Raw genomic sequence first — 11,955 nt, 5'->3', positions numbered from 1 at the left:
CTTCATCGAGTAGGAGAGCAAAACCTTAATTCATATTCAAATAAACACCTAAAATGACAAACGCTAAGACAATTCGGTATATGGCAAATGGTAATAAGCGAATTTTACTTATTAAGGCTAAAAAGAAACGGATAGAAATAAATGCAAATATAAAAGCTGATACAAATCCTACTGCAAAGAATGGTATCATATCTGCTGTAAAATACTCCAAATTCTTAAGTACAGATAATCCACTTGCTCCTGCCATAATGGGAACAGCCATAATAAAGGTAAAATCTGCTGCAGCACGATACGGTAAGCCTAATAATACCCCACCTGAAATGGTTGACCCAGAGCGAGAAAACCCTGGCCATAAAGCAATACATTGGAACAAACCTATTAAAAATGCATTTTTGTAGGAGATAGCATCCAATCCATCAATTTTCGTACCAATTCCAGCTTTCTCATCGCGCTTCACTTTCCAATCAGCAGCAATCATCAACACAGCTCCCGCAACTAATCCGACAATAACCGTTTCAACCGAGAACAAATACGTATCAATGAAGTCCTCAAAAGCAAATCCTAACACGATGGCTGGAAGTAATCCAACTAATACAGTACTAAGTGTCAATCGGCTACTCCCACTCTGATCTTGCTTCTTTATTCCCAATAAGTCCATAAAACGAGACCAAAATACAATAACAACAGCTAAAATGGAACCTAGTTGTATTACCACTTTAAATGTATTAGCTACATCTTGAGAACCTAATAGTTCTTTTGACTGCAATAACATATCATCCACAATAATCATGTGTCCGGTAGAAGAGACAGGTGCAAATTCAGTCAATCCTTCCACTACACCTAAAATAAGTGCCACAATCAATTCCCATATATTCATGAAGTAATCCTCATTTCTCTTAACTATATTCATTAATCGACTTATTGATTTTACCCTTATAATAGAAATAATAGAAGTCCTATATTTCCATTCTTCTCTAGCCCTAGAAAGAGGATAGATAAACTAGAAGAGATAATACTACAAACACATAGGCTAGACATTATTAGTTGCGTTTTCCTATGCTTTCGAACAAAATACTAGGTAAGCATGCACTTATTTCTACCTAGTATTATAAGAAAGGGAGTTCTAACAAATGTCAAAGCGTATATTGCCTTCAAAAGAAGAGAGACATAAACACTTCGGTTCTGTTCCACCAATTAAAGGAACAAAACCAACAAAAAAAGAAGATATGCCTGATTTACAAAATACACCGAAAGACTTTTTATTCTCCATTCAGCAAGTGGGTGTAACGAACGTTAAACATCCCATTACAATTGCTGCAGACACTATTCCTTCTCAACAAACAACTATTGCAAATATCACAATGACCACTGCACTAGTCCAAGAGAGAAAAGGAATTAACATGTCACGCTTAACGGAAGCACTACATGATCGCCATCAATCCGGCTGGACAGTAACACTAGAAACACTAGAAGACTTCGCGAAAGAATTAGCAGATCGTATGGAGCAACCAGGTGCCATCGTTTCTATGACATTCCCTTGGTACTTTGAGCGCCAAAGTCCAATGATGGAAAAGCCAGGATTAATCCATGCCGATGTTACCATGAAAGCGGAAGTATCTAATACAGAAAAAACAAAATTTACGGTAGGAATGACTGCTGCTGTTGCAACCCTTTGTCCTTGTTCAAAAGAAATCAGCGAGTACAGCGCTCATAACCAACGTGGAATCGTTACGGTCGAAGCTGACCTAAAAGCTGATACTGGATTCGAGCAAGACTGGAAAGTTACTTTACTAGATGCTATTGAATCCAATGCAAGTGCTATGCTATACCCAGTATTAAAACGTCCAGATGAAAAGCGTGTGACAGAACAAGCATATGAGAACCCTCGTTTTGTAGAAGATTTAACACGTCTAATCGCTGCTGACTTATATGAATGGGATGCACTAAGCCGATTCTCCGTTGAGTGTCGTAATGAAGAATCGATTCATTTACATGACGCTTACGCGAAAATCCATGTAGACTGCGAAACTAATTCTTAAATATAATAGCTAGAAAGCAAAGGCTTTCTAGCTATTTTTCGTTATCCCGTAAGAACATCCTCATTCGGGTATTTAATCTTTGATTGTTTACTTGTAGCTAAAGAAAATGCCAAGGTAAGTGGTCCAAGCTTCCCTATCATCATGGTAAAAATAACAATCCACTTCGCAAGTGCAGATAGGTCTGCGGTGATTCCCATTGACAATCCTACTGTTCCAAAAGCAGATACGACTTCAAATAGTAATGGTAAAAACTCATGTTTATCAGATAGGGTAATCATAAACGTTGCACTAAACACAACTAGAGCTGATAAAGTCGTAATCGACATGGAACGAAAAATAACCGTTTCTCCAACAGTTCGTCTACCTAAAGTAATCTCTTTTCTAGATTTTAAAAACGCACCAATAGTCAAAACAATGATAATGAAGGTAGTAAGTTTAATCCCTCCACCTGTCGATGCACTCCCTGCTCCAATAAACATTAACGCAATCATAAAAAAGATAGACGGCTCTTCCATCGCTCCTATATCAATGGAGTTAAAACCTGCAGTTCTTGGGCTTACAGCTTGAAAATACGATGCCCACCACTTGTCTGCTAGAGATAATGGGCCCAGTGTTCCAGGATTGTTGTATTCTAGAATAAAGAAAAGAAACATAGCAAAAACATTTAATCCCAAGGACCCAACTAACATAAGTTTTGTATGCAAACTAAATTTCTTAAAAGACTTCTTTGACCAAACATCTACTAACACCGTGAACCCTACACCACCAAGAATAAACAATAAACTAATAACGATATTGACTACTGGGCTACCTACCTCTCTCATTAAGCTATCAGGCCATAGTCCAAATCCAGCATTATTAAAAGCGGAAATGGAATGAAAGAAACTGAAATATAGTCCCTTACCAAAACCCATTTCAGGAACCCACTTCATAGCCAAGATCATCATGGCAAAAAACTCGATCGTAAAAGAGAAGATGAATAGCTTTTTAACAAGGCTAATAATTCCCCCTAGAGAAGCCTGGTTTAACGATTGTTGCACAACAAGCCTCTCTTTAAAACCAATCTTTCTTCCTAACAACATAAACATTAGAACAGCAAAGGACATTATTCCTAATCCACCTATTTGAATCAGTGTTAAAATTACCAACTGCCCAAACAATGTATATACTGTCCCCGTATCGACTACAACTAACCCTGTAACAGTAACTGCTGATATCGAAGTAAACAAAGCGTCTAACCAACTAATTTTTTCCGTTGTAGCAAATGGCAGCTTTAGTAAAAGCATACCTACCAATCCAACAATAATAAAAACAATGATTAACAAACGAGATGGGTTTACCGTTCTACTCAGCCAATTCATGTTACACGCCCTGTTCTTCTAGTCTTGCTAAATCACGATTATGTCCCATAACAATTAACACATCCCCTTCTCTTAACATTTCCTCTGGCATCGGAACAGCTATCATGTCTCCTCCACGTTGAATACCAACGATACTGCAGCCAAATTTAGCTCGGAAATCTAAGTCCTTAATTGTTTTCAAGTGAACATTTTCTGTTGCAACCACTTCAATAATAGAGTGCTGATCTGACAGTTCGATGAAGTCTACTACTTTTTCTGACGTCACATAATGAGCGACACGTCTAGCCATATCTCTTTCTGGCTGGATAATTCGATCAACTCCCACTTTTTCTAAAACTTTTTGATGATAATCATTCTGTGCTTTGGCCCATACTACGGGAACCCCAATATCCTTTAACTGCATACAAGTAAGAATACTTGCCTCAATGTCATCACCGAACGAAACAACTGCTAAATCAAAATTGCGAATACCTAAATCTTTTAATACATGCTCATCTATAGCATTTGCTTGAACTGCATGTGTTGCAAATTGAGCAAAATAATTCACCTTATCTTGGTGGCTATCAACAGCTAATACTTCAATATTTAACGGAGCAAATGCCTTAATTAAGTTTCCTCCAAAACGACCTAAACCAAAAACCACTACTTGTTTCATTGTTACGCTTCCTTCCGTTACCTGTTTTCAATAGTATTTCCAACAAAATCTTTCCCACAACAAAAAGACCAAATGAATCCAAATAGGCATAGAGAAATAAACACGTTTCGTGAGCATGTCTCTGTCCTCGATCCACCTGGTCTACTTAGTAAAAAGCAAGCACTCTAGTGCTCTCTCCTTACTCCGTTATCCATTGGTTGAATGCATGAAAAAAACCCCTTTTTCTTCAAGCTGCTCTTCTGCTGCACACACAACAAAAAAACCTCCTGATATAAAGGTGGCCTCTATGACCTCCCTCGCTTTAGCCTACGAAGTTAGCTGACGGGTAGGATGGCGAAAGAGTACTTCATCCCTTTTACATACGTAAAATTAACCCCAATTAATCGGTTCCTCCGTTCCTGCTATGCAGGATTAAGCCAGTTTCAGTTGAATACGAGGATTATCATACTCCCATGTTCTCTATTTGTAAATATATTTTTTTGTAAAATTCCATTGACACTTTTCTGTACTATTTTTAGTATTATCAATAACTTAGAAAGGAGTGCTAACCATGCCCGTATCGCCTAAAAGAAAACTAGAAGCAGAAATTAGTGAAGCTTGTATTAAATATCAGCGTGATTTAGTTGGGAGAGGACCTCAAGAAACAAAAACATATATAGTAAAAGATATGGTTATTACTCGTTTTAAAGGTGTGTTAACAATCGAGGAAAAGCACCTAATCCAGCATGAAGAAGGAAAAAAATTAGTCAAACAAATGCGGCAAGTTTTGCGAGAAATTCATAGCGAAGCATTTGAAGAGATTATTACCAACTTAACAGGCCTTCCTATCCTTTCTAGTCATAGTGATATTTCAACGGAAACAGGAGAAAGAATCGAAGTCTTCATTATGAGTGAAGATCTAGAAGCTAAACTAGAAAGTTAATATCCTTTTTCTACCCTCCTCCTCATATAAGTGTATAGAAGGGAGCGAGTATATGTCTATCTCTAGAGTTAACATACTGATTGAACAATTAACTTCCTCTATAGAGGATTTTCAAGTGTCAGATGGGTCTTTTCGTTTTCCTTTTGAAGGTCCTATTATGACGGATGCATACACCATGATTTTACTAACTTCATTAAACCAAAAGGATCACCCTTTAATTCGCGTGTTAGGACAGCGATTAATAAAACTTCAAACGGCGGATGGAACATGGAAGTTATTTCACGATGAAAAAAACGGAAATCTTTCTTCCACTGTCGAGGCATATTTTGCTCTTCTGTACAGTGGGGTTTGTGCCGCCAGTGATCCTATGATGAAAAAGGCAGAAACGTATATACGTGACATGGGTGGACTAGATAAAGTACATTCCATTACAAAGTTTATGTTAGCGTCTCACGGTCAGTACCCTTGGAGTAGGTTCTTCCCAATCCCTATAGAAATCCTCCTTTTACCATCATGGAGCCCTATTCACTTTTACGACTTTAGCAGTTATGCAAGAGTTCACTTAGCTCCTATGTTAATTCTTAAGCACAAGCGATATATCCATTTCAACAAACATACTCCTTCCATTAGACATCTTGTTATTGATCAAAGAAGCCCTACTATCGATACCGAACAACGTAAACTTCTTGAAAACATTACTACACACATTCATGATTTAGTACAATATCCTTCTGAAGAAGCCTTACATAGGGCGAAGAATTACATGCTTGATCGAACAGAAGATGATGGTACTTATTACAGTTACTTTAGTTCAACATTCTTTTATATTTATGCCTTACTAGCTACTGGACACCTAAGTGGTTCTGCATTAGTTAGAAGAGCGGTTAACGGTGTGTTAGGGCATTATAACCCTAGAATTCAGCATGTAGAAAATTCCCCTTCTACCATTTGGGATACAGCTTTAGTAACTTATGTCCTTCAGACACCAGGTTATCAAGCTACCAAACAAGTGATTACTTCAGCTGTTCCATTCCTTCTTAAACATCAGCATACAAAGAAAGGGGATTGGGCGTTAGAAAGAAAGAATGTAGAACCAGGTGGTTGGGGTTTTTCTAATAGTAACACGATACACCCTGACTTAGATGACACATCTGCGGCACTACGTGCACTTCACTTTCAACAAGTTGATACTGCTGCAATCGATAGAGGAGAAAAATATTTACTTGCGATGCAAAACGAAGCTGGAGGATCTCCAGCTTTCGAACCGAACAAAACAAAGAAAATTTATACTGCATTTCCGATGGATGGCGCTGAAGCAGCGGCAATAGATCCTTCTACTCCTGATTTAACAGGGAGAGTTATCGAGTATTTCGGTACTTATAAAAATTTCACACTTGAACATACCTCTATAAGAAAAGCTGTAGACTGGCTTCGATCTAAACAGAGAGAGGATGGTAGCTGGTTTGGTAGGTGGGGTGTGTGCTTTATTTATGGCACTTGGGCTAGTGTAACAGGGTTGGCATCTGTAGGAGTAAAGCCTGATGATGATATGCTAAAAAAAGCTGTTAAGTTTCTTCTTTCTACCCAAAATCCAGATGGAGGTTGGGGGGAGTCTTGTTATAGTGATCAAAAAGACCAATACGTACCTCTTTACGCCAGTACACCTTCACAAACTGCTTGGGCCTTGGATGGACTGATCAGTGTTTACCCTACAATAGGAAACACACCTTCTAATGTTGCATTAAGTATTGAAAAAGGTATGGAATCTTTATGCAAACAATTACTGGAACGCAATTGGACCTATTCTTATCCGACAGGAGCAGGACTTCCGGGAAATTTTTATATGTATTACCACAGTTACAACTGGATTTTTCCTCTAAAAGCGCTAAAAAACTACATTATTTGGGGAAATGAAACGACATTTCCCGAGAAATAATTCACTTTTAAAGACAGAAAATTGTGATATTATGTAGAAAAGGAGGGGATTTTTGTGAATCCTATACTTCGGGAAATACCGAAAGAAATAAGTAGTGACAGACTTCTTCTACGTTGTCCAAAAGTAGAAGACACAGAGCAATTATATACCGCAATTGAACGCTCTCTAGATGATTTGAAATTGTGGCTCCCTTTTGCTTATAAGGGACAAAACAAAGAAGAGACAGAAATTAACCTCCGTCAGGCTATTGCAAAGTTTGATTTAAGAGAAGCGCTTCGATTTATTATTGTAGAGAAAGCAACAGACCAAGTAGTTGGTTCCACCGGTTTCCATAATTTAGACTGGTCAAAGATGTCTGCAGAGATTGGTTACTGGTTAGATTCGACATACACAGGTAAGGGCTATGTAACAGAAGCAGTAAATGCTCTGACGAAATTCGCCTTTGAAACCTTAGAATTGAAGCGAGTAGAAATACGTTGTGAAGGCCACAACTGGAAGAGCAGAGCCGTAGCTGAGAGAAGTGGCTATATTTTAGAAGGTGTTCTTCGTAAAGAGGATTGGTCTGTAGATGAGCAAAAGCTGACAGATACATGTATTTACGCATTGCTGGATGAGGATTATTTTTCAAAGGAATAATTTTGTGAAGATAGACTTTAATTAGCGAGCGAGGCGAATGGTGGGATTATCTTGCGGGACACTTGGATTAGGGTTTACCTCTTCTTGTGGTCCGCGAGACGCTCTTGCGGGACACCTGACTTCAATTTCTCCTCTTCTTGTGGTCCGCGAGACGCTCTTGTGGCCCGCGAGACGCTCTTGTGGGACACCTGACTTCAATTTCTCCTCTTCTTGTGGTCCACGAGACGCTCTTGTGGGACACCTGACTTCAATTTCTCCTCTTCTTGTGGTCCGCGAGACGCTCTTGCGGGACACCTGACTTCAATTTCTCCTCTTCTTGTGGTCCACGAGACGCTCTTGTGGGACACCTGACTTCAATTTCTCCTCTTCTTGTGGTCCGCGAGACGCTCTTGCGGGACACCTGACTTCAATTTCTCCTCTTCTTGTGGTCCGCGAGACGCTCTTGCGGGACACCTGACTTCAATTTCTCCCCTTCTTGTGGTCCGCGAAAAAACCATATATTAAAAAGTCCCACCAGGCGCTCCTGTGGGACTTACGTTATATTATCTTGTCTCTAAAACTACTTCCGTTTGATCCTCTACTCCTAGTTCTTGCACCGCTTCATCAGAGAGAGGCACAAATACGGTTGCCATTTCTTGAGATTGATTTTCTTCTATCAATTGGACTTCCACTTTAGAGAGATCCGGATATTGATATGCTACTTCTTTTGCAATTTTCGTCCATTCTTCATCTGAAGTGGCACTGGTACTTACAATAATTGTTCCTCTAGTATCTTCAAGCATTTCTTCTTCTATAGAGTAGTTTTTCACCGTTTTATCTTTTTCAGGTTCCGGAAGTTCCTCAGGACTCACTTGAACTGTTTCAAACGGGACATCCTCCGACGAACTTTCTCCCTGTTGACAACCCATTAATAAAAGGGAACCAACTAACACACTAGCAAACCATTTCATCCTATTATCCCCTTATCTCTTTTTCTACACTTTACTAGAAAATCATAACGGGTAGGTAACATACATCTTACATGTCATTTACAAAACTAAGACCATGTAGGCAGTATGTTTATCGGATCATGATCTACTTGCATTTTGTTTCTTTCTGTCACAAGCTTAGTTTTCAAACGGTATTGCTTTGTATGGCAACAACTAGCTGGAAGAACAGTTTGAAATTCTACCACCCTAGATTGTCCAGCTTCAAGTTCATCACCCAGAAGGAAAGATCGCACATGATCTATATACTCCCACTTTCCTCCTTTAGCTAACTCCCAAAGTTCTACTTCAAGTCTAGTCATCTTATCTCTATTTCGCTTTTCTAATTTAATTGTTCCTTCCACACGCTCACCTGGCTGATAAAATTCTTTTTCCAGACACAAGTCCACGCGATGTTTCTTCCCTAAAAAGAACATCCACTTTCTTCCTTTCTTTTCCTTCTTAGCTTCCAGTATTACTATAATAGTAGAAGTGAGTTAAAGCGTTCACGGCGGATTCTTCACTTCTCCATTAATAATAATTCCGGCCATAAGGTTCATTAATAGTATCCAAGTCATGAAGATAAAACACTTTTGTATCCTATCAACATCCATCCAATCATCGATCTCCTCTTTTATACAAAAAGACCCAAACCATCATAGGGTAAGGGTCACTTTTTCACTTATATACAGAGACCTTTACCTATTAGGCAAAGGTCTCGCAAACAACATTGTTTGTTGCAAAGAACGCCGGAGATGGAAATCCATCACGGAATGACGACGAACTTTTATCTGCTACTCCCCTTTGGAGTGTTTTGTTTTAATGATTGTGTAACAGCTTTATCGTTACAGCATCATCATACAATCCTTAGCCTATCTCGTCAATATGAGAAGTGATAATTTTTGTAGCTAGTATATCTTTATTCTGATAAAGTGATTTTATGGAATCTTTTTGAAGAGGTGAAAAAATGATAAAACGATTTTTTAGCTATTATCATCCCCATAAACGCTTATTTTATATCGACTTTTTCTGCGCTATTTTCGTCGGAATTTTAGAACTTGGGTTTCCACTTGCAGTATCTTGGTTTATCGATTCCCTTTTACCAGAAGGAAATTGGTCTACCATCATTGCTGTCAGCGCAGGATTGTTGACATTGTATTTAATGAGCTCTGGTATGCAATTTGTTGTTAACTATTGGGGGCACAAACTAGGAATAAACATCGAGACGGATATGCGGAAAGAATTATTCCAACATGTCCAAAGACAATCCTTTCGATTCTTTGACAACACCAAAACTGGTCATATTATGAGTCGCGTAACGAATGATCTAATGGACATCGGAGAACTAGCGCATCATGGACCAGAAGATTTATTTATTGCCATTATGACCTTTATAGGAGCATTTTGGATTATGCTGAGCATTAATGTGGAACTAGCAATGGTAGCAATACTAATTGTTCCGTTTTTAATTTGGTTGATCTCCTATTCCAATATTAATATGAACAGAGCGTGGACGAAGATGTACGGAAACATTGCAGACGTCAATGCTCGTGTAGAAGACAGTGTATCCGGAGCTCGTGTGGTTCAATCGTTTACAAACGAACAATATGAGATGGACCGCTTCCAAGAGAACAACCAATTTTTCCGAAAATCAAAACTTCGTGCTTATAAAGTAATGAGTTACAACTTATCTGGAATTTATATCACTACTAGGTTGATGACATTGATCATCTTAGTTTATGGAGCCTGGTTAACATTTGCTGGCGCACTTTCATATGGAGAACTAGTTGCATTTATTTTATATGTTAATGTACTTTTTAAACCCATTGATAAAATCAGTGCTCTACTAGAACTTTATCCAAAAGGAATGGCTGGATTTAAACGATTTATGGAGTTAATGGATTCTGTTCCAGATATTCAAAATAAAACTGATGCAGTTGAAGTTGAGTTTTTAAAAGGAGATATTGCGTTTCAAAACGTTACCTTTCAATATGAAGAAAATAGACCAACACTAACAGACTTATCCTTCTCCATACAAGCTGGTCAAACAGTTGCCTTTGTCGGTCCTTCTGGTGCTGGTAAAACAACCATTTGTTCGTTAATACCTCGTTTTTATGATGTATCAGAAGGTAGTATTACAATCGATGGAATAGATGTGCGGAATATGACCAAAGAATCCCTTCGTTCTCAGATTGGGATTGTACAACAAGATGTCTTTTTGTTCACTGGTACCCTTAGAGAGAATATTGCTTATGGTAGGCTTTCAGCATCGCAAGAGGAAATTGAAGAAGCAGCAAGAAGAGCCCACTTAACAGACCTGATTCACTCATTACCGGATGGATACGATACACAAATCGGAGAGCGTGGCCTGAAGTTGTCTGGTGGACAAAAACAAAGACTAGCGATTGCTAGAATGTTCTTAAAGAATCCACCGATTTTAATTTTAGATGAAGCCACTTCTGCTTTAGATACAGAGACTGAAGCTATTATCCAAGATGCGTTAAACGAGTTAGCAAAGAACCGTACGACTTTAGTCATCGCTCACCGATTAGCAACTATCCGAAAAGCAGATCGCATTATGGTTATTACAACAGACGGCGTTGCGGAAGATGGAACGCAGGAAGAGTTATTGCAAGTAGAGGATGGGGTGTTTGCGAAGTTGCATGCGCATCAACATGCTCTTGTGTGAGAAAAGCTTCAGGCGCGCGGTTGCGCACCTGAAGCTAGACACCACTTCTTCACATAAATACCAAGTGAAAGAAATACTAAAAAGGATTGATCAACCACTATCAATCCTTTTTGTATTATCTTTACACTCTCTTACCTTGTCGATTACAGTATTCAACCATTGGCTCCAATACTTCTCTCCAATACTTTCGGTCGTGTGGGACAAAGTTAGAATAATCTACTTCTTCCTTATAAAAGGTTTGTACACCATTATCCATTCTAAATCCTTCTATTTCTAAACTCTGAACCTTTTTAAGAGTAAAGTTGAAAAGGTTTCTCAAAGGCACTCTAGCCATTCCTCTTACTTCACTCAGTTGGACAGAAAAGTCATCCCAACTCATTTGCTTATCTAGTAAATAGACATGAGGGTGTTCAAAATCTTTAAACTCCCCAATAATCGTTTCCGTTTTTACAATAGCTAATCGGCGAAGATCCTCCAATTTTACAGATAAACCAAGTTCCTCTTCCACTTCACGAACTCCATCTTGTATGGATTCTCCTTTTAAGATATGTCCAACTGCTGAAATATCGTAAAGACCTGGAAAGTCGGCTTTAGTTAAACTTCTCTCTTGTAAATAGACGAATGGTGATTCCGCACTAGTGTCCAATAACCAACAATGAAATACCTCATGCCACAAGCCTTCTCTGTGTATCTTTTCTCTAGTGGCTGGATAAAGGGAATTTCTATCCTCGTCCACTACCATAATCATCTCG

General features: G+C 38.7%; 11 protein-coding genes and 1 riboswitch. Of the genes, 5 read left to right on the top strand and 6 right to left on the bottom strand.

What is annotated here, in order from left to right; translation table 11 throughout:
* Positions 1 to 25 precede the first annotated feature (25 nt).
* Complete coding sequence (locus G8O30_RS14965; RefSeq protein ID WP_239672818.1) at positions 26 to 877, bottom strand: undecaprenyl-diphosphate phosphatase; 852 nt, start codon at positions 875 to 877, stop codon at positions 26 to 28.
* Positions 878 to 1,130: 253 nt separating this feature from the next.
* Here G8O30_RS14965 and folE2 point away from each other — a divergent pair, with 253 nt between their 5' ends.
* Positions 1,131 to 2,039, top strand: coding sequence for a GTP cyclohydrolase FolE2 (gene folE2 / locus G8O30_RS14960; RefSeq protein WP_239672817.1), 909 nt, complete (start codon positions 1,131 to 1,133; stop codon positions 2,037 to 2,039).
* 41 nt (positions 2,040 to 2,080) lie between these two features.
* Here folE2 and G8O30_RS14955 read toward each other — a convergent pair whose 3' ends face one another.
* On the bottom strand, positions 2,081 to 3,400 hold the full coding sequence (locus G8O30_RS14955; RefSeq protein ID WP_239672816.1) for a TrkH family potassium uptake protein: 1,320 nt from the start codon (positions 3,398 to 3,400) through the stop codon (positions 2,081 to 2,083).
* A gap of 1 nt (position 3,401) precedes the next feature.
* The gene (locus tag G8O30_RS14950) at positions 3,402 to 4,055 is read right to left on the bottom strand and encodes a potassium channel family protein (RefSeq protein ID WP_239672815.1); all 654 of its coding nucleotides are present in this window, start codon (positions 4,053 to 4,055) and stop codon (positions 3,402 to 3,404) included.
* Between the two features lie 288 nt (positions 4,056 to 4,343).
* Positions 4,344 to 4,483, bottom strand: a riboswitch (cyclic di-AMP (ydaO/yuaA leader).
* A gap of 122 nt (positions 4,484 to 4,605) precedes the next feature.
* Between G8O30_RS14950 and G8O30_RS14945 the strand changes: the two genes are divergently transcribed.
* From G8O30_RS14945 to G8O30_RS14935, 3 genes are read left to right on the top strand one after another with little or no spacing between them, the layout of a single operon-like run.
* Positions 4,606 to 4,977, top strand: coding sequence for a Na-translocating system protein MpsC family protein (locus G8O30_RS14945; protein WP_239672814.1), 372 nt, complete (start codon positions 4,606 to 4,608; stop codon positions 4,975 to 4,977).
* Between the two features lie 52 nt (positions 4,978 to 5,029).
* Positions 5,030 to 6,913: a terpene cyclase/mutase family protein gene (locus G8O30_RS14940; protein ID WP_239672813.1), complete on the top strand. Its 1,884-nt coding sequence runs from the start codon at positions 5,030 to 5,032 to the stop codon at positions 6,911 to 6,913.
* A gap of 54 nt (positions 6,914 to 6,967) precedes the next feature.
* Positions 6,968 to 7,549 carry a GNAT family N-acetyltransferase gene (locus G8O30_RS14935; protein WP_239672812.1) on the top strand — a complete coding sequence of 194 codons (582 nt, stop codon included), beginning with the start codon at positions 6,968 to 6,970 and terminating at the stop codon, positions 7,547 to 7,549.
* 542 nt (positions 7,550 to 8,091) lie between these two features.
* Here the strand turns inward: G8O30_RS14935 and G8O30_RS14930 are convergent.
* Positions 8,092 to 8,499 carry a hypothetical protein gene (locus tag G8O30_RS14930; protein ID WP_239672811.1) on the bottom strand — a complete coding sequence of 136 codons (408 nt, stop codon included), beginning with the start codon at positions 8,497 to 8,499 and terminating at the stop codon, positions 8,092 to 8,094.
* 86 nt (positions 8,500 to 8,585) lie between these two features.
* Positions 8,586 to 8,951 carry a sporulation protein gene (locus tag G8O30_RS14925; RefSeq protein ID WP_239672810.1) on the bottom strand — a complete coding sequence of 122 codons (366 nt, stop codon included), beginning with the start codon at positions 8,949 to 8,951 and terminating at the stop codon, positions 8,586 to 8,588.
* A gap of 530 nt (positions 8,952 to 9,481) precedes the next feature.
* Here G8O30_RS14925 and G8O30_RS14920 point away from each other — a divergent pair.
* The gene (locus G8O30_RS14920) at positions 9,482 to 11,203 is read left to right on the top strand and encodes an ABC transporter ATP-binding protein (RefSeq protein ID WP_239672809.1); all 1,722 of its coding nucleotides are present in this window, start codon (positions 9,482 to 9,484) and stop codon (positions 11,201 to 11,203) included.
* A gap of 121 nt (positions 11,204 to 11,324) precedes the next feature.
* On the opposite strand, the gene G8O30_RS14915 is transcribed toward G8O30_RS14920, so the two are convergent.
* Positions 11,325 to 11,951 carry an NUDIX hydrolase gene (locus tag G8O30_RS14915; RefSeq protein ID WP_239672808.1) on the bottom strand — a complete coding sequence of 209 codons (627 nt, stop codon included), beginning with the start codon at positions 11,949 to 11,951 and terminating at the stop codon, positions 11,325 to 11,327.
* Positions 11,952 to 11,955: the final 4 nt, after the last annotated feature.

This window comes from Mangrovibacillus cuniculi (assembly GCF_015482585.1).
Classification (GTDB): domain Bacteria; phylum Bacillota; class Bacilli; order Bacillales; family R1DC41; genus Mangrovibacillus; species Mangrovibacillus cuniculi.
Note: the sequence above shows the minus strand (reverse complement) of the source record. Positions and strands in the feature narration are given on the sequence as shown.

Bases quoted from the DNA above. Each gene is read 5' to 3' on its own strand.
- G8O30_RS14965 (WP_239672818.1), bottom strand. From the start codon at position 877: ATGAATATATGGGAATTGATTGTGGCACTTATTTTAGGTGTAGTGGAA.
- folE2 (WP_239672817.1), top strand. From the start codon at position 1,131: ATGTCAAAGCGTATATTGCCTTCAAAAGAAGAGAGACATAAACACTTC.
- G8O30_RS14955 (WP_239672816.1), bottom strand. From the start codon at position 3,400: ATGAATTGGCTGAGTAGAACGGTAAACCCATCTCGTTTGTTAATCATT.
- G8O30_RS14950 (WP_239672815.1), bottom strand. From the start codon at position 4,055: ATGAAACAAGTAGTGGTTTTTGGTTTAGGTCGTTTTGGAGGAAACTTA.
- G8O30_RS14945 (WP_239672814.1), top strand. From the start codon at position 4,606: ATGCCCGTATCGCCTAAAAGAAAACTAGAAGCAGAAATTAGTGAAGCT.
- G8O30_RS14940 (WP_239672813.1), top strand. From the start codon at position 5,030: ATGTCTATCTCTAGAGTTAACATACTGATTGAACAATTAACTTCCTCT.
- G8O30_RS14930 (WP_239672811.1), bottom strand. From the start codon at position 8,499: ATGAAATGGTTTGCTAGTGTGTTAGTTGGTTCCCTTTTATTAATGGGT.
- G8O30_RS14925 (WP_239672810.1), bottom strand. From the start codon at position 8,951: ATGTTCTTTTTAGGGAAGAAACATCGCGTGGACTTGTGTCTGGAAAAA.
- G8O30_RS14920 (WP_239672809.1), top strand. From the start codon at position 9,482: ATGATAAAACGATTTTTTAGCTATTATCATCCCCATAAACGCTTATTT.
- G8O30_RS14915 (WP_239672808.1), bottom strand. From the start codon at position 11,951: ATGATTATGGTAGTGGACGAGGATAGAAATTCCCTTTATCCAGCCACT.